Here is a 22,601-nt window from a genome sequence, read left to right on the forward strand (position 1 = left end):
GGATATCTTTCACCACCTGTTCGGCGGGGGCTTTGGAGGGTGATTTCGATTTTGAGGATTTGGGTCTCATCTGCGTTCCTTCGTCACTCCGACGAGACCCAAATCCTCCTTAAATCACAACCTCAAATCTGTGCCATGGGTGCTGACGGCCAACACCCACCAGAGTGCCAGTGCCGGGTCGGCACCAGCACTATCAGCGCCTGCCTCCGCAACAGGGCCAATGATCTGAAATGGCACGGACATCATGCCTGCTGCTGTCACCTTAAGCGCCTTCCGGCGCGTGACGCCAGCGTGAATTCGTGTATGGTCGGAATCACCCATGATCCGAGCTCCCTAAAGCTGGGGTTGTGGTTAGGCCGCACGGGGTGTTGCTGCACACCGTGCGGCCGCAATATAGTAATCGCAGGAACATTATGACCGGTTTTATGACATTTTCAAGCAATAATGACATAAAAAAGGACATTTACCCCGAACAGATTCGGGCTGCTCGAGCATTACTTGATTGGACACGAGAGGATTTAGCCAGTGCATCCGGGTTGACTGTTCGGACTCTTGCCAGAATTGAAAGTGCCCAAACCACTCCGAGGCAGACAACGATTAAGGCCTTGTCTACTGCACTGGAAGCCGCCGGCGTTGAGTTCATCCCAGAAAATGGTAGCGGGCCTGGCGTTCGGCTTGCCCATCGGTTGTCGCGTTCATGAGACATCGTTAGGCAGAAATGGTTTATCATCCAAGATTCTCCGGCGTGAAGATCAGGTAAACCAGAGGAGAAAATATTCACACCCCATGCACCTTCGGTGCTGACACTTTGCGTAAAGATGATCAGCATCTCATTGATAGCCGAGCGTTTTGTCAGGCAGCAAGACGTTTACAATTGGTGCTCTCGACAGTGACAGTGGCACAAGCTCTTCTCGTGAAATGTTTTTTATTTCAAAATCTTATTTGTCGAACAATTGTATTCTACCGATTTTATTATCCGCAGGTAATACCTATAGCGGCAAATACTCAGGCTTCGAACCGCCAGCAGGTCAATCCCCACGTAGACGCAATTCGCAGATGACCGCCACTCGGAGCCTTACTGCAACGCTTGCTACGACCGCCCTGTCCGCACCGTATTCGCGAGGCGGACCTGATATATGTTAAAGACCAGCGTCGACTTGTGTGGATCAGGAGGGCCGCCGTTGCTTACCAATTATAAAATTCGTCAAGCTGGTCATGAAGATGCGCAAGCAATAGCACGGCTCATGCAAGGGCTTGGATTTGACCATTCGGTCGAGGAAATCTTGCGCCGCTGGCATTTGGTCGGAGACGGCAAGTCTAACCCGGTGCTGATCGCGCACGAACGAGAGAATGCCGTAGGATTGATGGCCCTTCACATCGCACCTCTACTTTTCTATCCGGAACCGGTAGCTCGCATCACGACGCTGGTCGTTGCGGCAAGGTTTCGCAGGCGCGGGCTTGGACGCGCATTGGTTACGGCGGCAGAATGCCTCGCAAAAGAAGCTGGATGTGCCACTGTTGAACTCACCACCGGCAATCATCGAATAGATGCACATGCGTTCTATCGGAATTTGGGCTTCGAGGCGTTGGCCTTGCGCATGGAAAGACGGGTCTCTTAGCAATGATCGGCTTCGTCCTGCTTCTCAGACCTTCTGGCTGTGCGCGGTGTACAGCGCCTTTCTTGGGCGGGTTCTGAGGTACCTCTGGTCGATGGTGCCCTAGCTGTGGTTGCCGTTCAACGATCTTGCAGTGATCGAAGTGATGAGTCCATTGCCGCCATTCAGCGATCTGATATCATTGCGATATGTCTATGTGTCGGCCGTCGTCAGCTTGTCGCTCTTGCCGATGAAGGCGGGATCACGCTGCGGCAGAACTACAACCGGCTGGCTCCGCGCCTGGCAATGCGGATCGGGCGTTATGCCCATGCCCGGCAATTCAAGCGCATGCGCAAGGCGTTGAAGAAGTTGAAGGGTTACACCGGCCGCGTCCTGCGCGACATCCGCCGTCAGCTGGAGGAGATCCCCGGGGGTTCTTTCCGCGAGCGGGTTCTGGACACCCTCTCACTGGTCGGTCGCCTGCTGCATCAGGATCCCAGGAGCCGCGGCAAGATCTACGCTTTGCATGAACCCGAGGTGGACTGCATCTCAAAGGGCAAAGCGCGCAAACGCTATGACTTCGGCACCAAGGTCAGCCTGGCCACCACCATCGACCAGGGCTTTGTCGTCGGCATGCGGGCGCTGCCGGGCAACCCTTACGACGGCCACACCCTGCTCGAAGCCCTGGAGCAGGTGGCCATCCTGACTGGCCAGACCCCAGAGCTGGCGGTCGTGGACCGCGGGTATCGCGGCCACGGTGTAGCGGGCACGAAAGTGCTGATCAGCGGAACGCGCCGGGGCCTGACGCCAAAGCTGAAGTCGCTGCTGCGACGACGCAGCGCCATCGAGCCCGAGATCGGGCACATGAAAACCGATGGACGTCTGTCCCGCTGCCCGCTGAAAGGCACATTCGGCGATGCCATCTTCGCCGTCCTCTGCGGCTGCGGCCACAACATCCGCAAGATCCTCGCCCATCTCAGGGCTCTGATGGCATTCATCCTGGCCGCCATATACGCCGCAATCATGCCGGGGATCACGACACCAACCGACAATCTCGCCGATCGACACCGTTGTTCAGCCTGAACAAATTAGGCGAAGCCCCGCATCCGTCAAGGAATCTGGCATTCAAATGGAGACCTCCTGCCTGGCAAGGCGCTACCCTTGTACCATCTCGATCAGGCTGGGCCTGACCGGAAGCACGACCTTACCCGACAAGCAATCTCGGGAAATGCTCGGCGACGTCCTTCGAAATGACAGATGTCCCATGGTGGCGTTGAAGATGGTAGGCTAACCCTTGCAGGATATTCTTCTTATGCTCGTTCTCCTGGAACTGCTTGGCCCAAGCCTTGAAGAGGTAACGCGTGAGGTTCCGGCCCGTGTCAGGAGTAAATCCGGCCAGCATGTTTTCCGCGGCCGAGCAGAGCCGCTTTGCGCCAGGAGGAAGCATGAGCAGTCCGAACATGTTTCGATCGACAGGCGCAATGCTGTGAAGTTCCACCACGGCATTATAGGCGGAATCCCTGTTCCCATCGGCCATCCAGGCGAAGACCTTGAGGATCAGCAGGTGGATATGGGCTGAACTGGCCGGCTCGACCATGTCGATTGCCTTGTCGTAATACGATATTGCCGAAGCGATATTCCCCTTGTTCGCTTCGATCTGCCCTTTCAGCGTGAATACCGCTGCGAAGGTCGTGCTGCCGTGGAAAGCTTCATTGGTCAGCCGGCATGCCAACTCCAGGTAACCCCGGTCGATAAAGCGCAGCATTTTTGCAATTGCCAGCAGATGTCGCGGGTTGCCATGCGCATCCGGCAACGCCCTGAGACAGAGATCCTCGATTTCATTCTCCTGCAAATTCCACTCCTCTTCGCTCAATGGAGAGAGATGAATGCTCTGGATGAGCGCGCCGTATTTATTGAGCGCAGTCATGACCGAACGTTCCGACGCCGCAATGTTCATGGAACTGGCATGGAGCATGTGAGCCGCGTCCTCGTGCCAGTTTTTCACACGATCATCCCGCATGACGGATGCCTCGGGTCCCAGATCGATCAATATCTCGTATTTCCAAAGGGAATAGATGATCTGCTGCGTCAGGGTATCGATACATTCCAGCGCATCTTCGACCGGGAAGAGCTTGCGGAATTTGTTGATCACCTTCCCTGATTTTCCGTCACGCAACACCAATGCAATATGCTTGACACCTTCATCGACATGCTTACTCACCTCGAGGGTGAATTCGAAATTGTCTCGACTCATTGGATCGGGATGCCATTCCGGGCTGACAATAATTTCCTTGTTTTCATTCAGCGCCTTGCTGATGCTTGCGGCCAAAAGATTGGGGAAACCAACAGGCGGATCCTGCCCTGGAACATATGCATGTATGGGACCGATCAGGAGAAATGCCGATCGCACGTTCGGCTTGACCGGGTCGGCGAACCATATATAGCCATCGCCATATCTGGTCTCGATGAAGCGTGATTTCCTCGCACTATCTCCGAGACGCTTTCTTAGCCTGTTGATGAGATAGTCGATTTTACGCTCGGACAGGTTTCCGTTTCCATTCTGCAGGACACCAAGAAGCTCTGCCCGGGTGATCAGCCTGTGCGGGTTTCGAACAAAACACAGCAACAGGGCGTGTTCCTGACGGGAAAAACGAATGACGGAACCGTTCAGTTGTTTTGCCGTTTTCATGTCAGGCTGAAAAACGAGATCGTGATAGCAAGTCAAAACGCCCCCCGCATCGATCAATGGTAGTTTCTATTTTTTACGGACACTCGGTCAAAACGAACCCCTTTAAAATCAACCTCCCCTTACCGCGTATGCCCGAAACGCTTCATGTTTTTCCAGGAAGCTCGAACAACCTGTAATTGGCGAAACCAACGCACAGGCTTTCCCAAGCAGGTTTAAATATCAAACCTGCCGTAGGGTCATCCTACGGCAGGGTGATGATTTTCCCTAATGTTGAGTGCGGCAGTATTCGGAAATCTGAGAATCGGTGAAAGGAGCATTGCGGCTCTTTCTCGCCACGAGTTGACCTCTGTCATTCCGCGAACATGTCACATGATCAGATAATCTTGCCGTTGGTTTCTTCTCTTCCGTGAAGTTCAACGCAATCAGATCGATCTGTCCGCGGCAATGCTGCGAGATCTGCGCATCGCTGAACGGGGCATCACCGCGTTTCCTGGCGACTATCTGTCCGCTGTCATTTCGCGAACATGTCACATAATCGGTGATCGAACCCATCGATGTCGCAGCGACGGGTGCTGCAGCAGCAATTCTCGGTGCGGTCCTTTGCGCACGATCCGAGCGGCCTGCAGCACGTCGCTCCGATGAGGAGCATATGCTGCTAGAAGGGATGCTCCCGACCTGGCGGAGGGCCGCACAGGCGCCGGGATCCCTTGAGGCGATCATGATCAGCGCCGCCTGACCTTGCCCCATCTGAGCCAGCAGGCATGCCTCGTCGACTTGAGTCACACCTCCCGAGGCACCGCCGCCGATGATCGAGATCCCGATACTACCTCCAAGGCCGCAAGGATGACCTGAGCCCATGGATGGCGGCTGAACCGACGGCGCAGACCGCACCTCGTAGGACCCGCTATACTCATGCTGGGTCCGGGTCTGGGCTCTACCGCGCTGATCAAGATAGATCTGGGCATTGGACATGCCCCCAGATGCCGAGGCTGTTGCAGAGCTTTCGACCTCCGCGGAACTCGATGAGCTGGATGATGAATTGCTGCTGGTTGTCTGAGCTTCTGCCTGAGGCACCCAAATCGCCGAAGCGGTCAAGAATGCTAAAAAGGCGACAGCTGCAGGAGTGATATTTCTGTTGTAGCTAAACATTTTATTTTCCTCCCCTCCGAACGCAGAGGTGGTTATGAAGGCCGGAGTCGGCACGTTCGGACACCCACCCCGGCCAACTTAAGCCCGGTCATGCAGGCTTAAGTCGTGACACCTGGTCTCAGAACATGGTGCCGAAACCGCCGAAAGCGCCGGAGCTGCTTCCGTTGGAGCCGCCATAAGTTCCCGAAGCGGTCGCACCGCCAAAGCCGAGGGAACCCGAGGTCGATGTATTGTTCGTCGCACCAGCCGCCGTGGTCCCCGTCACCGAACCGGAAGCTGCGCCGCCGCCACCAATACCGGTCCAACCAGCAGCAGAGCCGGTCGAGCTCAGACCCATCGAGGTCGTATTGGATGCTGCGGCGACACCTCCAAAGGTGCCGGACCCAGTCTGACCGGCGAATTGTGCACCGCTTTCAGACCCGGACCAGGCGCCAGTGCCGAGAACCGTTTGTGCCGATGCGGCGCCCACGGTCAGAAATACCGCTGAAGCGGCAATTATAAACTTTTTCATTTCAAGATCTCCCTTAACAGAAACGACTTCCTGTCGCTTCGAGAAACACAGTTAGCAATTATCCGCTCATAAATCAATTAAAATTGGCGAACGACCGCTCATACATATAATCTATATTTAACAATTGATTAACTGACGTTATTATCAATAAATGGTGTTATTTTATATTCCGAAACGGCACATTAATTATGATTCAATTATTGCATCAATAAACGCAAATGAAATTACGCCAACGACCTCCACGCAAGAATCTACGCCAAATTATTTGACCTCCACTTAAAATTTAATGAGTTTATTTTCACAGTCTTAAAATAAATTTTTAATCGAAGATCAGCTCAAACAATAGCCGCAACAATTAAGCCAATGCATATTGCAGTATATGCAAATTCCCTCAAAAACAAATTATCCATGACATCTTTCCCCCTGTTACGCAAAAATTCGCCTCATTATTGACCGGAAGGTCAAGATTGGCATGTGAATGTAGTGGAAATGTTGCAATGCGCTATGACGGACGATCAAAATCCGAAAATCTGTCTCGGCCGTTGAAACCGCCTGGAATTGAGAATCTCGTTCTCCGGAACGGCAAAACAGAATCAGTAAACCATTCGCATCTTGCCCATAAATGCAGTGATCAGGAAAAGAAAAGATCTGACACGACCTATGGATGCATTCCCTTCGGTATGCATTCAAGCCAGGCGCCGCCGCCCTGAGGCTTGCGGCTGCATGTCGGATGTCAGATTTGTTCCGCCAGTCCCATGCCTCTGATTCGGTCACTTCCCGAATTGGAGCTCATCGGTATGGAGTCACGTTCCAATTTCCAGGTTGAGCAGAAAAGAAGCTCAAATCGCCAGATCTTCAAGCGTCTTTCCGGTTTCGAGAGCCTCGATCACCCATTTTGGCTTGCGGCCGCGTCCGGCCCAAGTCTGCCCGGGTTGTTCCGGATTCTCATACTTCGGCGTAACGATCCCACGGCCCCTGCGCTCTCCTGCGACAAGCTGAGAGAGTGTAAAACCATATTCCTTGGCTGTCGTATCCAATGCGGCCAATGCCTTGGCTTTCCGCTGCACGGTGAAGTTGGCGATCGCGGCCTCGACTTCCCGTTGCAATCGTCTCAGCTCATGGAGATCCATTGCCTGAAGATCTACTTGCGCCATTAAGATCATATCCTTTGCCGTGAGTTATAATTGAGACAGCGTTTCTATTCCGCAAAAACTGGAAGCGCAAAACAAATTCTCTTTATCACGTTCTCCGTTTTCTTTCTCTTGAAAAAGCAGGAGTCAGGGTTGTTATAACACAGCACCAGGATCAATCTTGCTTCGGGTTCAGCCCAGCATCCGCATTTCGGGTCTCAGCGACACGCTACACGACTCTGGAGTTTTCCCTGGGTTTTACAGGGATCCTGAACCAAGGCAGCATGGTATCGAGTAGCTTTGTCCTCAGACGATTTCGGATGTGGTCGAAGCCGGTTCGGAACCAGGACTTTGCATAGTATCCATGGGTTTTTCGTCGCGGGTTCTGCCGTCCGAATCTGTCTGCGGCGGTGCGTCCTGCCCAAGCGACCGCGAGAGCGACAAGCGCCATCAGGAGATCAAGCTTGAATGGGTTCGGCAAGCGTGGTCCTCCAGGTTGAGCCCGCGGGTCTTGAGGCACTCGGTGGCCCACCGCTTGCGATACGCGTTGAGGGCGGTGCGCGGAGCGACGTTGTTGATGACGATCAGCCAATCATCCCCGAGCGGCTTGGCGGCAAAGTTCAGAAGCGGCGCATCGCTCAGAGCCACATTCTCGCGGGAGCCCAGGCGGACGCGGAAGGTTCAACCGCGCCCGGCCCGGTGCAAACGCGCGCGCAAGGTCGGGTCATACCCGGACGCGAGATCGTGAGCGCTCGCCTTGCCGATATCCTTTTGGTGGAAGCGATACAGACCTACGCGGCAAATGTCGGACCCGGAGATATGGGCTGGCTCGGCGCGCTACTCGACCTACGCCTCGACCGCGCCTTGGGCGTTATGCGCCAGGAGGTCGCTCACCCGCGGACTGTGGCCGAACTGGCCGACGTTGCGGGCATGTCGCGATCGGCTTTTTCCGCTGAATTCACCCGCCGGGTTGGCCAACCGCCATTATCCTACCTACGCAGCTGGCGGCTAACCCTAGCGCGAACGGGTCTCAAGCGCGACATTGCAACAGTGGCCAACATCGCAAACGCTGTTGGCTACCAGTCGCAAAGTGCCTTTAGCCAAGCCTTCCGGCGCACCTTCGGTATTTCTTCGAAAGATGAGGCTAATTTGCGGGGTGGCGGCGACCATCCGTATGACCTACCGGACCGCAAGCTCCCCAGATTTCGGTGACGTCCGCCATGGGCTCCTCTCGTTGCTCTCGGCGAAGCCATTGAACGACAGCATCAGATCACCACTTTTCCAAGCAGTCGCAACCTTCGGATGGTTGCCAGTCGGCGTTGAGGCGGACTCCGCTCAGGATCGTTTCCAATGCGCCCCATGACGGCGCGCCCTTCGGAAACCCGACCGCAATATCCTGCGGCGCGAGGCCGTTCCCGGCTGCCAGGTGGACATGCATGATGCCTTCGGGATGGGGCAGGGTTTCCACCATGGCTGCCATGGCATCACGGCTGTTCGGTGTTGCCAAGCCGCCGGGCAGTTTGCCGATGTGGTCGTGCAGCCATATTTTCATGTTCTCAACGGCTAGTTCAGGCGTATCGCCGAACCGGGGATAAACCAGAGGCAGCCAGAGCTGCGTCATGCCCTCGAAATAACCGGTATTGCGCCACCTGATATCGAGCTCGTTCAGCCGGAACTTCATCAGACGATCCGGCTGAAGTGGCCTGGTGGTTAGCGCGGCAAGGTCGAAATTTCCGAGCTGCGCACTCACAGCCAACCGGTTTCCCGAGGTATCCCGGACATCCAGCTCGTTGAGCTCAAACCGCTCAGTCTCCGGATCCAATGTGTAATCCAGATGCAGGTCGGTGCTGTTCAATTCGGCGACCAGTCGTATTTGATAGGCGAGATCTTCAAAGTCTCTCACCTGTGTCAAAAGCCATGCATCCTGCACGTCCAGAACGAGGGCTCGCGGGATTGTTTCCCCTGTTCTGCCTGCCCACTCCGTCTTCCAGTTGATCTCTCCCACATGCAGAACCTGTTCGGGACCACTTCCCGGAAGCGCCAGGTCCAGATCGCGCAGCACACAGCGATCCTCCTCGAACACTGGCGCCAGATCGGCCAACACACCATCGAGCACAGGATCGGTGGCTTCCAGGTCGGCAACGCAACGCGCGTCGTTAGCGACGACGGGGAGGACAGTTGCGCAAACCAGGAAACCGGCAGCCAGAAAAGAGTTCATGATATTTCCGTTCGATCGGGTAAGGCCTGACGATTTTTTAGCGCGATGAGACACTCTTTGCGGCCTATGCTAGTCAAGGTGTCCGCCCAGCAATGAGCGCACGCTTCCTGCGGCGGCCGTGAGCTTGCAGCATATCTTTTGGCAAGCCAGCTCGATAACAACCCGGGCGTACCGGTCGCGAGGAATGCGCCCCCGTGGCCGGTTTTGCATCCCGTGATACTTACTTCACGCGCTGACCATTGGCCAGCACATGGCCGTCCTCGGTGAACTCGAGTTTCGAGGTCAGTGTGTCATCGCCGGTCTGCGCGGCAAACATTCCAACCATCATCCGGCCCTGCATCGCCTGCGCTTCGGGGACCAGCCCCATTCCAACCAGCGTATCAAGCAGCGTATTACTGCCAGTCAGTTCAAAGCTGGCTTCGCCGACAGGCTTGGGCAAGCCCGGATAGGTCTGCATATCCTCATTGTCGAAGGTCACTCCCCCCTCTCCGGTCAGCGACGCCCCCGCCAGGGAAATGTGCAGCTCATTGAGCGACAGGCTGTTGGGCAGGCCCGGCGGCGTGTCGGACTCAAATGATTCCGCCAGATTCTGCATCAATGTCAGCGCCCCGGAAATATTCACGGAAACCGTTGCCGGGTCACGAGGCAGCTGGGCTTGCGGATCGAACATGCTCCAGATTTCATCGTTAACCGTCAAATCACGAAGCTCCAGACCCAGTTCATAATCCTGCTCTTCTTCCGATTTAAGCAGCGGAACAAGGGCATCAAACCCGAATGTCTCCGCCGCAAAATTGATCGGGAAAGGGACTTGCGCTGCGGTCACGTCGATTCTCATTCCCGTCCCGGTCCCGCCATAGTGCAGGCCGTCTTCTCCGATACGCGCCTCCATCTCGGCAGACTCGTAGGCCGTGGTGTATTCCAGCGGCTGACCGGATTCCATGACTTCGGTGGTTTGCGAGACATCGGCAAGGGTTGCCGTCAAGCTGCCATTGGTGCCACTGCTGATCGTATTGCTGAAATCCTGGGTGAAACCATCCGCCGGCACGCTGCCAGAGGCCGACATTACCGTCGCGCCATATTTGCCCGAGGCCTTCATCACCCCTCCCGAGCCTTCAACAGGACCGGACCCGTCCTCTTTCGGCTGCTCCGGAAAAACCATATCCATGGTGTAATCGGTGCTGGCGACGCTGGATTCATATTCGATCTCGCGCATTTCCCGCACGGTCGAGACCGTCCTGGTGGCGACATCGTGCATGTTATAAACCATGTCCAGATCGGAGACAGCCTCCCCTTCCGCCATCGCTTCGATAACCTTGACCGTGAGCCTGTCCGCCGAATACTCGGTTGTCATGTTATCCGGATCGCCGGACACCAGATATTCCTGGTTCTCGCCGGTCAACTCCATGCTGACATTGAACGCCTCCCCGGTTTTGTCGGTTCCGCGCATACCGACCGGGGTGGTTTCCGGCAGGACGATCGAAACCGTGCCATCGCCGTTATCGACGAATTGCCAGCCAGTTGAGGTCAATTCGAATGTGGCGGTTTCGTCTTCGTCTGTCATCTTCTCGGGGATCGTGACGCGAAAAACGATATCTTCTGCCGTAAGCGTGGCACCGTCTTCTGATGTCTGGCCTTCGACCTCGATCCCGAAAGCGCCGTAGCTTTTTACCATATCGTCCCAGACCTCCTGCGGCGTGACATCGGCAAATGCCGGTCCCGCGGCGCAAATCAGGGCTAGGGCGGATGTTTTCGTTATAAAATGCGGATTCATATTTTACCTTTCGAACAAAAAATCGAGGCTAACATTCAATGTCCGACTATTGCGGTCAAGTATGGGAACTGAAAAATATTCGGCCAAAATGGGACTCCGACAGCTTTGAGATTGGTCATCTGTAGTCAAGCTTTGAACAGACGCACCGGCTCCATGCCATCGGGCCGCTTTTCATCTTTCCCATTTTTCGTGGCAGATGCCGCATACAAAGAAACGACCAAGGCAATGGCGAGTCCAACGATGCCTCCATTGTGGATGTCCCGGCATCCGAATCTATCGCTTGCTGACATCTTCCAAAGGCACGACACCGTGTGGCGGCGGGCCGATACTAGGCATGTCAGCTTGACCAGGCTCAGGGTAATGGGCGGCGCCCAATACCTGCGAAAACCGCCATTGTCGGAAATACCGAAGATCGGCGGTCCGGGACTGGATGGGCATCACACATGCCGGGAGCCAGGCCGAGATAAACCCGATATGCATATGGTAATCATTGCAGGTGTACGACATGCTGGTTGCAATCATGGATTGCTGATAGACCCACCTCGGATGAATGGGCCACAAGGACCTCGCCAACGGCCTGGAACAGATCGGCATCAAAGCGGGCTTCGTGGGCGGTTAGGTGCAGAAGGCAATCGAGTGGTTTCAGCATGATTTTTGTTAAGGAGTTTTTGACGGTGAAACCTGAGGCGTATCCTGATCTTCGGGATCTGGCGTCAGGAAGTTTTTGACAAGTGCCTGTTAATTTTCGCTGAGAACTGACCCGGGTTGGCAGAGAATTTTCATTGAGAAGTGACCCATGTGCGAACTTCGCCCTGTCTGCGATTTGCAGGGGGCAATGGAGTGATAGACATGGCATTTTTGAGTGTAATTCGACGTTGGGCATTGCGAGAGGGAATGTAGATCCGCGAGATCGCGCGGCGAACCGGCCTCTCGCGCAACACGATCCGGAAGTATCTTCGTAGCGGCACGACGGAACCGAGTTTCAAGATTCCCGACCGGCCCAGTAAGCTGGATGCTTATGCCGAGAAGCTTTCTGTCTGGCTGCTGACGGAGAGTCGCAAGCAGCGCCGCACGATCAAACAGCTTCACCGGGATCTGGTTGTGCTCGGCTTTACCGGTTCCTATGGCCGGGTGGCTGCATTCGCCCGCGCCTGGCAGGAAGATCGGCGGCGGGATCAGCAAACGACGGGCCGCGGCACCTTTGTGCCGCTGGTCTTTCAACCCGGCGAGGCGTTCCAGTTCGACTGGAGCGAGAACTGGGCGGTGATCGGCGGCGAGCGCATCAAGCTTCAGGTGGCCCATATCAAGTTGTCCCACAGCCGCGCCTTCCTGTTGCGCGCCTATCTCCTGCAAAGCCATGAGATGCTGTTCGACGCCCATTGGCACGGCTTTCGCGTGTTCGGCGGGGTGCCGGCCCGAGGTATCTATGACAACATGAAGACGGCGGTGGACAAGGTCCTGACCGGCAAGGATCGGCAGGTCAATGCCCGCTTCAGGGCGATGGCCAGCCATTATGTCTTCGAGCCTGAGTTTTGCAATCGGGCGGCGGGTTGGGAGAAAGGGCAGGTGGAGAAAAACGTCCAGGACAGCCGCAACCAGCTCTGGCAAACCATGCCGGCATTCCCGGATCTGACCGCGCTCAACGCCTGGCTGGAGCAAGGCTGCCTTGCCCTGTGGAAGGACACGGCCCATGGCACATTGCCCGGGACCATCGCGGATGTCTGGCATGCCGAGAGAGCCGCGCTGATGGCCCTGCCTCCAGCATTCGATGGCTTCATCGAGCAGAGCAAACGTGTGTCGCCAACCTGCCTGGTAACCTTTGAACGTGTCCGTTACAGTGTGCCGGCATCCTTCGCGAACCAGCGCGTCAGCCTGCGGGTCTATCCCGACCGGATCGTGATTGCCGCAGAAGGGCATATTCTCTGCGAGCATCAGAGGGTGATCGTTCGATCACACCAGGCACCAGGACGGACAGTCTTTGACTGGCGGCACTACCTGGCCGTCATCCAGAGAAAGCCCGGCGCCTTGCGTAACGGGGCTCCCTTCGCCGAGATGCCGGACGCCTTCCGCCAACTCCAGCATCATCTGCTCCGGCGGCGCGGGGGCGATCGGGAAATGGCCGAGGTGCTGGCCCTGGTGCTGCAGCACGATGAACAGGCCGTGCTGACTGCCGTGGAACTGGCTCTGGAAGCCGGGGTTCCGACCAAGACCCATGTGCTGAATATCCTGCACCGATTGGTCGACGGCAAGACGCCCTGCACGCCCGATATCGATCCCCCGCAAGCTCTTGCCTTGCGGAATGAGCCCCGGGCCGATGTCGATCGCTATGACGGGTTGCGCGGCCAGAGCCGGGAGGCCCGCCATGCGTCATGATCCTGCCAGCGCAGCCGTCGTCATCATGCTCAAAAGCCTGAAGCTGCACGGCATGGCTCAGGCTGTCACCGACCTGATCGAACAGGGTGCCCCCGCCTTCAAAGAGGCGGTGCCGATGCTCTCGCAGCTCTTGAAGGCCGAGATGGCAGAACGCGAAGTGCGGTCCATTGCCTATCATATGAAGATTGCCCGCTTTCCGGCTTATAAGGACCTCTCCGGCTTCGACTTCGCGGCCAGCGAGGTCAATGAAGCCCTGATCCGCCAACTCCATCGCTGCGAGTTCCTTGACGCCGCCCAGAACGTGGTTCTGATCGGCGGGCCCGGCACCGGGAAATCGCATCTCGCCACCGCCCTTGGCATTCAGGCCATCAAGCATCATCGCAAGAAGGTCCGCTTCTTCTCGACCGTCGAATTGGTCAATGCGCTCGAACAGGAAAAGCTGCAGGGCAAGGCCGGGAAGATCGCAGACAGCCTGGTGCGGCTCGATCTCGTGATCCTGGACGAACTCAGTTACCTGCCGTTCAGTGCGACAGGCGGGGCCCTTCTCTTCCATTTGCTGAGTAAGCTTTATGAGCAGACCAGCGTGGCCATCACCACCAATCTCAGCTTCAGCGAATGGGCCAGCGTCTTTGGCGATGCCAAGATGACAACCGCCTTGCCCGATCGGCTCACGCATCGCTGCCACATCCTGGAGACTGGGAACGACAGTTTCCGCTTCAGGGCAAGCTCGGCAGCAGCAAAAAAGATGACAGAAGGAGGCCAGGACTTGACCGATACATGAGCAACAGAACATAACCTTCAGGCGGGTCAATTCTCGATGAAAAACCCGGGTCAGTTCTCAGCGAAAATTAACATCGGGGCCCCTTATCGCGACCTTCGCAATGGCGCATCCGGGCGTGACGATCGATATCACGGTCACGGACGAGGAGTTCGATATCGTGGCCGCCGGCTTTGACGCGGGCGTGAGGTTGGGCGAGGTGATTGAGCAAGACATGATCGCCGTCCCTTTGACCAGCGACCAGCGCGAGATGGTGGTCGCAACGCCCGGCTATCTCGAGATCCACGGCGCGCCGGAACATCCGCGCGAGCTTGTTCATCACCGCTGCATCGGCTGGCGTCCGTCGCCGAACGTTGCGCCGTACCGTTGGGAGTTCGAGGAGAACGGCGTTCCCTTCGACGTGGCGGTCGAACCTCAGATCACCACCAACGACCTACGCCTGATGCTGCGCACCGCGCTCGCGGGAGGCGGCATCACTTTCGCATTGGAGGAAACCTTCCGGCCGTTTGTGAAAACCGGCGAACTCGTGCCCCTGCTGGGTGATTTCCTGCCGCCCTTTCCCGGCTTCTTCCTGTACTTCCCCCAGCGCCGCAACATGGCGCCGAAGATGCGAGCCCTGATCGAGCATATCAGGCAATGGAGATAACGCGCCGTCCTATTGGGAACGAACTTGGAGGGCTATAGCGCAAACGTAGTGATCATCTCTGTCGGTCGCGGCCCGCCATTTGCCGCCGATTGCCCTCGATAGTACGACATTGCCGTCGATAAGCGCGTTCTGGCAGGTGAGATAGCAAGCCGCCGCTTCTGCGCTACAGCGCGAAATATTTTGAGAGCAGAGGCGGCACACGTCTCCTGTTAACTATATTTCTCCCCCTACGGCCGATCAGTATATGGATGTTAGTCGGCGGCGAGGCTTCTAGTGTCACCTCGAATTCCAACTCAGCTGGATCAGTCAGGGACTTCGGTATTTTCGATGCACGATAAGAAAATTAGTAGGGCGTGAGGCCGACATGAAGCTCGCTGACCTCGCCCTCAACCAGCGGGACGATGGGCACGCCGGCAAACTTCAGGTGCTTGTAGAACTTGGCCACATCGACCTAATCGCGTGAGATGCAACTGGAAGACCCGGAACGAAATCCTCAGGGCTGCATAGCCACGGTCCTCCGCGAATGCTTACCCCCGGAACTTGCTACCGTCGTCCCGTTGTTCCCAAGGCCTCCTCAAGCGCCCGGCGCCCGCTGCTCATGAGCCAGGAACGCAGACTAAGCAATTCCGGGTTGATCTCACGCATGGCATCAAGGTCGACCTTCTCGGCGAGCGGGCCGTCTTCCAAGCTCTTTGCCATATGCGCGAGGTCCATATTCGCTGCGAGAACATCATCAGGGAAGCGTTCATAGGTGATCGGACGTCCGGCAGCTTCGGTGAAGGCGGTCTCAAGTTCGCTCCCTGTCACCCGGTCGCCGGCAATCTTCATGGTCTTGCCGCCGAAGCGCGCTTTGTCGGCAAGTACGGCAGCAGCAAATTTGCCGATATCTTCCACGGCGGTCAGGTGAATCGATTGGTCTGGTCGGATCAGCGATATCAACCGGCCTTGATCTAGGCCGAAGCCCGGTCGCACCAGCATCTCCATGAAGATCATCGGCCGAATGATGGTGGTCGTGACGGGGAGCTTTCGGACATGCGCCTCGATGCGTGGCTTGGCGTCGAAGCGCGGCACTCCCGTCAGCACATCCCCCGCGCTGGCACCCGAAGAATACACGAAATGCTCAATGCCGGTTTCATCTGCGATATCCGCAATCGCGATCCCATAACGGACTTCGTCTTCAGCAGTCAGGTTGGCAGGCAGCACGCTGAAGACACCATGAGCATCTCTCATGGCCGAGTGGATGACATGCCTGTCCTCGAAAGAGCCTTGTACAAGTTCAACGCCTGCATTCCGCAGCTTCAAAGATTCGGTCCCGGTGGCGTCCAATACAAGCGCGCGAACGGGCCACCCTGCCTTCAGCAAGGCTTTGGCGACAGATCCTCCCTGCCGCCCGGTGGCGCCGAAAACCAGAATGGCTTTTTTGTCATTGGTCATTGGATACCCTCGCATGGAACAAGGGCTATCCATATATACTAATATAAACCCGCCGGAAGACGGCACATTTTTCTGCATCAGGCACACAAATGATACCTTTGGACAAGCAAATGCACGCCGACGCACCACAAGGATCTGGGGAAGGTCGGTCATTCAAACCCGTTCCATTAAACGGGATCTGTGCGCTGCTGAGCGACAAGTGGACTGTTCCCGTCCTTTGGCGCCTTTCGCTCGCGGCGGATCATCGGCTCCGCTTCTCAACGCTCAAAAAGGAGGTGGAAGGTATCACGCAGCGGATGCTGACACTCACACTCCGCAATCTTGAGCGCGACGGGCTAGTCGCACGCCATTATTTCCCGGAAGTGCCGCCGCGTGTGGAGTATGAACTGACAGACATGGGTATCGGCGCTTTGCACGCCCTTGAGGTGTTCAACTTCTGGGTTCACGACAACCTGCACACCATCAGAGAACACCGCCGCGCTTACGACGACGGGAGATTGTAAGCCCTCACCGAATACGGCCTTGAAGGAGACGACCGATACGTCGTTCAGCTCTGGTGCGGAAAGACACCGGATGGTGTACGTGTTTTGAAAGCGCGGTCCAGCGGGTAACACCTGCCGCAAACACCCGGGCGATGATTGGCGGGGTGCCACGGTCAACCGCAACAGCCGATCACCATCATCGACGACCGATAATCGGGGGCGATTGCGGGCATTCATCCGCGAACGAGCGAAGCATTTGCGAGATTCTTTCTTGTCTTGACGCCCATAAGCCACCAGCCCGCTGTCCACCCCTTTGCAGCCATTCGCTTTTTTCTCAATTTAGAGGGCTATAGGGTAAACGTAGTGATCATCACTATCGGTCGCGGCCCGCCAAACACCGCCGATTACCCTCCAAAACACGATATTGCCGCCGCTCAGTGGACACCCTAAACAAGGGCCGAAAACTCCAGCTTCGGGTGGTCCAGAGTTGGTAGGTACAGCACCGGTTGCCTACGCCCTTCTGTCTTGCCAGTGAAAGGTTGGTGGCAGGTCCCACCCGTCAACCATCGCAGGATGGCCGGTGACGCTGAGGGATGTCGATCTAAAATCAATGGAGGACACATGAAAATGACGAGATCTACAGTTAGACATGGGATCGCCACCCTTACCGTGGCGGTTCTGTCGCTCGGTGGCGCGAGCGCCGTCATTGCGGAGCAAGCGGCCATGACCTCGGCGGCTTCAATGTCGGTTGACATCAACTATTTGCTTTATACGCCGGAAGATTACGAGAGTTCTGAGCAAGATTACCCCTTGGTTGTATGGCTGCATGGAGGCGATCAAGGAGGTAACGACGTGTCCTTGGTTCGTGAAAGCGGCCTGCCTAGCATGATCGAGCAGGGGAAAAACCTCCCGTTCGTGGTCTTCTCACCGCAAAATCCGAGTGAGGAACTGCTCTACCCAATCGAGCGGATCAAGGCGGCTTTAGACGAAGTAGTTGCTACGCATCGCATTGACGAGAGCCGGATTTACCTTATCGGGTACAGCCGTGGTGCGTTTGGTGCCTGGGCTATGGCCTCGCAGTTTCCAGATACCTTTGCTGCCGTAGTCCCCATCGCTGGCGGCGGCACACGTCACTACCTCAACCGGACGAGCGAGAACACGGCATTCTGGGCCTTTCATTCGACCGATGACGATGTGATTCCGCTCAGCGACACGGTGGTTCTGGTTCAAAGGTTGAAAGAGCTGGATCGCAACGTCCGTCTTTCTATTTTAGAGGGCGTGACACACGAAGGAGTCGAAATGAAGGCGCTTGAAGACCCTGAATTGTGGGATTGGCTTGGTCAACAGCAACTCACGCCAACTGAGGTCGCGGAATAAGCCGGCCACCCCGAAAAGCAGTGGTGCGGGCCTTGGTCTGAGCCTGGTCAAGCAGATCGTCACCGGCCACAAGGTGCAAATTGCTATCGCCAGCACCCCAAATGGAACCGAGGTGGTGCTGGATCTGTGACGTTTTTCTATACTTGTCACGAGCCGGGCAGACCGTAATGCTGGCGCAATTCGACCTCTACATGTTCGCGCCGAATAGTCGCGAAAGAGGTTTGAGAACATGCGCAACAGTAAACCGACCCAATTATCCCGCCGTCGAACGGCAGCCCCAGCTTGGCTTGCACATCTGATGCTGCCTGCCCTCCTCGCGGTTTCGGGATGTGCTTCCGTTCCGCTGAAAACCGGCGGAACCCTTACATCCTACAGCAATCTCGGCCCTTCCGAAGGAAGGTTTTCCAAAACGCGAAGCTATGCTGATGCGCAGGGTCTGGCATCTGCGAAAACTGCGCGGATCATTCCGTCAGCCTTTTCCGCTTCGGCCGCGGCCGAGGTGCCGCTGCCGAATGACCGGATGCTGATTGCCAATGGGCTTGATCGGGCGCTTTGCATCGGCCTTAGTAACAGGTATCGAATGGTACCGGACGGCGTGCCTGCGGATCTGACGGTGCAATCCACCGTGACCGATATCGTCCTGACCGACAAGATCATGGCAGGGGTTTCGACGGTTACGACACTGGGAAGCAGCGCGGTGTCGCCCGTCGGCCTTCCCCGGATTCCGATCGGCCTTGGAGGGTTGGCGATGGAGGCCGAGGCATTGGATCGAGACGGCGTTCAGCGTGCGGCCATGGTATGGTCTCGCGGGGCGAATTCCATTCAGGACAGTCCGCGTTATTCCGAAATTGGCGACGCCTACGGTCTTGCCACAAGATTCGGCGACGAATTCGCCGAGCTTCTTGTGTCTGGTACGGATTCGCAGGGGTTCAGCGTCTCACTTCCCAAAGGGCACGAGATCAAATCCTGGCTCGGTCGCAAGCCAAAATATGTCGCTTGCGACCAGTTCGGCCGGGCGGCGGGCATCCCCGGAGCTATCGTATCCCAATTTGGCGCGCCGCCACAATGGACAGAGAAACGTCCCTAAGCATCGCATACTAAATCACTCATGGCCCCCCTGCCCCGCATGCTTGCGCGGCGGGGGTAATCTCATGCGCTCGACAGGCAAGTCATGCGGATCGGACAGAGGCGGATATCCTGCGTTGATATGGCGCGGTCTGGCTTCAATTTAAACTCGCGATCTGCATCAGGGTGCCGAGCCTACTATTGGTCGCATCGACCGGGCGTACCGTCGACATATCGGCCTGCGTCAGCCACCGGGCAGCGAAAGCTGGCGATCAGAATTGTTGTGGTCGGGCGCATGTGGCAGGTTGCGGCTAATAAAGCGCGAGAAGGCATCGACATAGGTCAGCATGACCGGCACGACGACCAGCGTCAGCAGCGTGGAACTGATGAGACCGCCGATCACCGCATGAGCCATGGGGGCATTCTCGCCGCTTCCTTCATGGATCGCCAAGGCAAGCGGCATCATGCCGAAGATCATCGCCAGCGTGGTCATGATGATGGGACGAAAGCGTGTGCCGCCCGCTTCGATCAGCGCCTCGGTCAAACTCGCGCCATCAAGACGGTGCTGGTTGGCATTGTCCACAAGCAGGATGGCGTTCTTGACCACCAGACCCATCAGCATGACGAAGCCGATCATGGAATACATGTTCAGCGTCGAGCCACCGACCAGCAGGCCCAGCATCACCCCGACCAACGACAGCGGTAGGGCCATCATGATCGCCAGCGGTTGCATGAAACTGCCGAACTGGCTTGCCAGAACCAGATATATGAATATTACCGCCAGCAGCAGCGCCGAAACCATGCTGCCTGTCGTATCGGCCAGCATCTCTCCGTCGCCGCCCTGGACGATACTGACACCTGTGGGCAGATCAAGCGCGGCTGCAACTGCGTCGATCCGGGACGTGATGTCACCCAAGACGCCGCCCTCGATATTGGCGCTAATGATAACCTGGCGGGTGAGATTCTCGCGCTCGATCTCGCTGGGACCCAAGCTCGGCCGAACCTGAGCGATCTGGTCGAGGCGGATAGCGACGGGGCTTTCGGTTCGGCTTTGGGCAATGGGCAGGTCGCCAATGGCGGCGGTGTTCTGGCGCAGGGCTTCGGGCAGACGCACGACGACGTCGAGTTGATCCCCCGCTTCATTGGTCCATTCCGACGCGGACTCGCCACCGAGCATGGCGCGCAGGGCAAAGCCGGTCGCTTGCAGACCAACGCCCAGATCGCTGGCGGCCTGCCGGTCCATGACGATGTCAAGCATGGGTTGCGCCTGCTGGAGGCTCTGTTCGATATCGACGACGCCGGGAATGGCGGCCATGGCCTCGCTCAGCTGCGCCGCGACAGAAGCCAAACCCTCGAGATTTCCTCCCTGCAGCTTGATCTCTATGGGGCTCTCGCCGCCACCAAGCCCGCCTCCGGGTGTCACCACGAAGCTGGCGCCGGGAACCGAGCGCAGCGCATCGCGGATCGAGGCCGTCATTTCCAGCGATGAACTGGTGCGTTGGCCGGGAGTGACCAGGGTAGCGGCGATGACGGCGCGGTTATCCCCGGAAGCACTGCCGGCATTAACGCTGGTATAGCTGCTTTCGACTTCGGGCATCACCGCGAGCAGGGCCTCGACCTGATGCGCTTTGATCGCGGTATAATCGATGGAGGACCCGGCGGGTGTTTGAAGGTCGATCTGGACCTGACTGTTATCGGCCTGAGGCATGAATTCCACACCAATCATGGGAAACAGCAGGAAGCTGCTGCCAAAGGACATCAGTGCCACCAGCATGGTGGCGATCCGGTGCCGGAGCGACCAACCCAACACGCCACGATAAAGATGAGCGAGTTTTTCGAATCCGGCGTCGAACCGGTCAATAAGCCGACCAATGGGGCCACGCCTGGCATCGGGCTGGGAGTCTGGATCGTACCAGACGCTCGACAGCATTGGATCAAGCGTGAAGCTGACAAAAAGCGAAATCAGCACGGCAACCGAGACGGTGACGCCAAACTGCATGAAGAAACGGCCCACGATCCCGTCCATGAATGCAAGCGGCAAAAACACCGCAACAATGGACAGCGTGGTGGCCATGACCGCCAATCCGATCTCCTTGGTGCCATCGAGCGCCGCCTGAATATGGGATTTCCCCATGTGCAGGTGACGGGTGATATTTTCACGCACCACGATTGCGTCATCGATCAGGATGCCCACCGACAGGGTCAGCGCCAGCATGGTCATCATGTTCAGCGTGAAGCCAAGCAGACTGACCACGGCCAGGGTGCCGATAATCGAGATCGGCAAAGTAAGCCCGGTGATGATGGTCGAGCGCCATGAATTGAGGAACAGGAAGACGATCACCACGGAAAGCAATGCCCCCTCGATCAGGGTTGCCTGAACAGTCTCGAAATTCTGCTCGATCGACTCGGCCGAGCTTTGCAGGATGTCGATCACCACATCTTCCGGCAGGCGGCCATTGTTGTTCAGTTCTGCGACCGCTGCCTCGACGGCGTGGGCGATGGCCACGGTATTACCGCCTTCGATCTTGACCACGTCGATGGCCAGCGCCTGTTCGCCATCTCGAAACGCCAGGCCATCGGTATCTGACGCGCCCAGAGTGACGGTCGCGACGTCGGCAATGGTGACGATCTCGTCGCCTGTGCTGGCCACAACGATATCGCGAAAGCCCTCGACCGAATCCACATCGGCATTGATCTGGACAGTCTGAACCAGCAGACCTTCGACGATCGAGCCTGTGGGCAATGTCTGATTGTCCTGCTGAAGGGCAGAGACGACATCGCCAATACCGATGCCAAAGGCATTGAGCAGATCCGGATCGACGGCAATATCGACCTGGCTGTCGAGGCCGCCGACCACATTGGCGCTTCCCACCCCGGAAATGGACGTCAGCGCGGGCGTGACGATATCTTCCGCCAGCGATGTCAAATCTGTTACCGAGTGGGTGGGACTGCTGAGCGCCAGGGACAGCATGGGGGTAGCGATAGGATCGTAACGCAGCACCTGACTCGCTTCGGCGGCCTCGGGCAATTGATCCACAATCGCGGCAAGCCGGTCGCGCACATCCTGCGCGGCGACGGTCGCAGGGGTGTCAAGAGTGAACTCCAGTATAACTGTCGAATGACCGGCGCTGGAGGTGGAGGAGACCCTTTCAATGCCGCTCAGGGTATTGACGGCCTCTTCGATGGGCCGGGTGATTTCGGTTTCGACCGCTTCCGGGGACGCGCCGGTATAGGGCGTAAGCACGGCCACCACGGGAAAGTCGATATCAGGATATTGCTCGACCGGCAGGCTGCGATAGGCCGAGATGCCGAAGACCAGGATTGCCACCATGATCATGGTGGCAAAAACCGGATGCCGGACACTGATCGATGTCATAAACATG

17 protein-coding genes and 2 pseudogenes are annotated in these 22,601 nt (G+C 57.0%); 11 read left to right on the forward strand and 8 right to left on the reverse strand.

What is annotated here, in order from left to right:
* Positions 1 to 425: 425 nt before the first annotated feature.
* The 3 genes and pseudogenes from Q0601_RS22000 to Q0601_RS22010 form a co-directional block, all read left to right on the forward strand.
* Positions 426 to 701 carry a helix-turn-helix domain-containing protein gene (locus tag Q0601_RS22000; protein ID WP_305292155.1) on the forward strand — a complete coding sequence of 92 codons (276 nt, stop codon included), beginning with the start codon at positions 426 to 428 and terminating at the stop codon, positions 699 to 701.
* A gap of 480 nt (positions 702 to 1,181) precedes the next feature.
* On the forward strand, positions 1,182 to 1,619 hold the full coding sequence (locus tag Q0601_RS22005) for a GNAT family N-acetyltransferase (protein WP_305292109.1): 438 nt from the start codon (positions 1,182 to 1,184) through the stop codon (positions 1,617 to 1,619).
* A gap of 201 nt (positions 1,620 to 1,820) precedes the next feature.
* A pseudogene (locus Q0601_RS22010) lies at positions 1,821 to 2,678 on the forward strand (IS5 family transposase); the annotation flags it as partial.
* 121 nt (positions 2,679 to 2,799) lie between these two features.
* On the opposite strand, the gene Q0601_RS22015 reads toward Q0601_RS22010, so the two are convergent.
* From Q0601_RS22015 to Q0601_RS22030, 4 genes are all read right to left on the reverse strand, one after another.
* The gene (locus Q0601_RS22015; RefSeq protein ID WP_305292110.1) at positions 2,800 to 4,341 is read right to left on the reverse strand and encodes a helix-turn-helix domain-containing protein; all 1,542 of its coding nucleotides are present in this window, start codon (positions 4,339 to 4,341) and stop codon (positions 2,800 to 2,802) included.
* Positions 4,342 to 4,548: 207 nt separating this feature from the next.
* Positions 4,549 to 5,433: a hypothetical protein gene (locus Q0601_RS22020; protein WP_305292111.1), complete on the reverse strand. Its 885-nt coding sequence runs from the start codon at positions 5,431 to 5,433 to the stop codon at positions 4,549 to 4,551.
* 118 nt (positions 5,434 to 5,551) lie between these two features.
* Complete coding sequence (locus Q0601_RS22025) at positions 5,552 to 5,944, reverse strand: hypothetical protein (protein WP_305292112.1); 393 nt, start codon at positions 5,942 to 5,944, stop codon at positions 5,552 to 5,554.
* An 839-nt stretch (positions 5,945 to 6,783) separates the two neighbouring features.
* Positions 6,784 to 7,098, reverse strand: a complete 315-nt coding sequence (locus tag Q0601_RS22030) for an H-NS histone family protein (protein WP_305292113.1) — start codon at positions 7,096 to 7,098, stop codon at positions 6,784 to 6,786.
* 444 nt (positions 7,099 to 7,542) lie between these two features.
* On the opposite strand from Q0601_RS22030, the gene Q0601_RS22035 reads away from it, so the two are divergent.
* On the forward strand, positions 7,543 to 8,286 hold the full coding sequence (locus tag Q0601_RS22035) for a helix-turn-helix transcriptional regulator (RefSeq protein ID WP_305292114.1): 744 nt from the start codon (positions 7,543 to 7,545) through the stop codon (positions 8,284 to 8,286).
* Between the two features lie 58 nt (positions 8,287 to 8,344).
* Here the strand turns inward: Q0601_RS22035 and Q0601_RS22040 are convergent, their stop codons facing one another.
* Together Q0601_RS22040 and Q0601_RS22045 are read right to left on the reverse strand one after the other, a co-directional pair.
* Entirely contained in the window at positions 8,345 to 9,292 is a 948-nt protein-coding gene (locus Q0601_RS22040) for a hypothetical protein (RefSeq protein WP_305292115.1), read from the reverse strand.
* 220 nt (positions 9,293 to 9,512) lie between these two features.
* Positions 9,513 to 11,063 carry a DUF2125 domain-containing protein gene (locus Q0601_RS22045; RefSeq protein WP_305292117.1) on the reverse strand — a complete coding sequence of 517 codons (1,551 nt, stop codon included), beginning with the start codon at positions 11,061 to 11,063 and terminating at the stop codon, positions 9,513 to 9,515.
* A 255-nt stretch (positions 11,064 to 11,318) separates the two neighbouring features.
* Between Q0601_RS22045 and Q0601_RS24895 the strand changes: the two are divergent.
* From Q0601_RS24895 to Q0601_RS22060, 4 genes and pseudogenes are all read left to right on the forward strand, one after another.
* A pseudogene (locus Q0601_RS24895) lies at positions 11,319 to 11,496 on the forward strand (IS91 family transposase); the annotation flags it as partial.
* A 467-nt stretch (positions 11,497 to 11,963) separates the two neighbouring features.
* Complete coding sequence (istA, locus tag Q0601_RS22050; protein ID WP_305292156.1) at positions 11,964 to 13,436, forward strand: IS21 family transposase; 1,473 nt, start codon at positions 11,964 to 11,966, stop codon at positions 13,434 to 13,436.
* A complete protein-coding gene (gene istB, locus Q0601_RS22055) occupies positions 13,426 to 14,217 on the forward strand; it encodes an IS21-like element helper ATPase IstB (RefSeq protein WP_305292118.1) in 792 nt (263 codons plus the stop codon). The genes istA and istB overlap by 11 nt, the downstream gene beginning before the upstream one ends.
* Before the next feature lie 85 nt (positions 14,218 to 14,302).
* Positions 14,303 to 14,860, forward strand: coding sequence for a LysR substrate-binding domain-containing protein (locus Q0601_RS22060; protein WP_305292157.1), 558 nt, complete (start codon positions 14,303 to 14,305; stop codon positions 14,858 to 14,860).
* A 543-nt stretch (positions 14,861 to 15,403) separates the two neighbouring features.
* Here Q0601_RS22060 and Q0601_RS22065 read toward each other — a convergent pair.
* Positions 15,404 to 16,294: an NmrA/HSCARG family protein gene (locus Q0601_RS22065; RefSeq protein WP_305292119.1), complete on the reverse strand. Its 891-nt coding sequence runs from the start codon at positions 16,292 to 16,294 to the stop codon at positions 15,404 to 15,406.
* Between the two features lie 110 nt (positions 16,295 to 16,404).
* Between Q0601_RS22065 and Q0601_RS22070 the strand changes: the two genes are divergently transcribed.
* From Q0601_RS22070 to Q0601_RS22080, 3 genes are all read left to right on the forward strand, one after another.
* Entirely contained in the window at positions 16,405 to 16,797 is a 393-nt protein-coding gene (locus Q0601_RS22070; RefSeq protein WP_305292121.1) for a winged helix-turn-helix transcriptional regulator, read from the forward strand.
* Between the two features lie 600 nt (positions 16,798 to 17,397).
* Positions 17,398 to 18,153, forward strand: a complete 756-nt coding sequence (locus tag Q0601_RS22075; protein ID WP_305292123.1) for a carboxylesterase family protein — start codon at positions 17,398 to 17,400, stop codon at positions 18,151 to 18,153.
* A 298-nt stretch (positions 18,154 to 18,451) separates the two neighbouring features.
* Complete coding sequence (locus Q0601_RS22080; RefSeq protein ID WP_305292125.1) at positions 18,452 to 19,240, forward strand: DUF3313 domain-containing protein; 789 nt, start codon at positions 18,452 to 18,454, stop codon at positions 19,238 to 19,240.
* A 222-nt stretch (positions 19,241 to 19,462) separates the two neighbouring features.
* Here the strand turns inward: Q0601_RS22080 and Q0601_RS22085 are convergent, their stop codons facing one another.
* Positions 19,463 to 22,600, reverse strand: coding sequence for an efflux RND transporter permease subunit (locus tag Q0601_RS22085; protein ID WP_305292127.1), 3,138 nt, complete (start codon positions 22,598 to 22,600; stop codon positions 19,463 to 19,465).
* Between the last annotated feature and the right edge of the window lies 1 nt (position 22,601).

The sequence above is a fragment of the Paracoccus wurundjeri genome, from assembly GCF_030678915.1.
GTDB lineage: Bacteria > Pseudomonadota > Alphaproteobacteria > Rhodobacterales > Rhodobacteraceae > Paracoccus > Paracoccus onubensis_A.

Coding starts and splice junctions, on each gene's coding strand:
- Q0601_RS22040 (WP_305292115.1), bottom strand. CDS start 9,292: ATGAACTCTTTTCTGGCTGCCGGTTTCCTGGTTTGCGCAACTGTCCTC.
- istB (WP_305292118.1), top strand. CDS start 13,426: ATGCGTCATGATCCTGCCAGCGCAGCCGTCGTCATCATGCTCAAAAGC.
- Q0601_RS22025 (WP_305292112.1), bottom strand. CDS start 5,944: ATGAAAAAGTTTATAATTGCCGCTTCAGCGGTATTTCTGACCGTGGGC.
- Q0601_RS22070 (WP_305292121.1), top strand. CDS start 16,405: ATGCACGCCGACGCACCACAAGGATCTGGGGAAGGTCGGTCATTCAAA.
- Q0601_RS22035 (WP_305292114.1), top strand. CDS start 7,543: ATGGGTTCGGCAAGCGTGGTCCTCCAGGTTGAGCCCGCGGGTCTTGAG.
- Q0601_RS22030 (WP_305292113.1), bottom strand. CDS start 7,098: ATGGCGCAAGTAGATCTTCAGGCAATGGATCTCCATGAGCTGAGACGA.
- Q0601_RS22085 (WP_305292127.1), bottom strand. CDS start 22,600: ATGTTTATGACATCGATCAGTGTCCGGCATCCGGTTTTTGCCACCATG.
- Q0601_RS22075 (WP_305292123.1), top strand. CDS start 17,398: ATGAAAATGACGAGATCTACAGTTAGACATGGGATCGCCACCCTTACC.
- Q0601_RS22045 (WP_305292117.1), bottom strand. CDS start 11,063: ATGAATCCGCATTTTATAACGAAAACATCCGCCCTAGCCCTGATTTGC.
- Q0601_RS22020 (WP_305292111.1), bottom strand. CDS start 5,433: ATGTTTAGCTACAACAGAAATATCACTCCTGCAGCTGTCGCCTTTTTA.
- Q0601_RS22065 (WP_305292119.1), bottom strand. CDS start 16,294: ATGACCAATGACAAAAAAGCCATTCTGGTTTTCGGCGCCACCGGGCGG.
- Q0601_RS22080 (WP_305292125.1), top strand. CDS start 18,452: ATGCTGCCTGCCCTCCTCGCGGTTTCGGGATGTGCTTCCGTTCCGCTG.
- Q0601_RS22000 (WP_305292155.1), top strand. CDS start 426: ATGACATTTTCAAGCAATAATGACATAAAAAAGGACATTTACCCCGAA.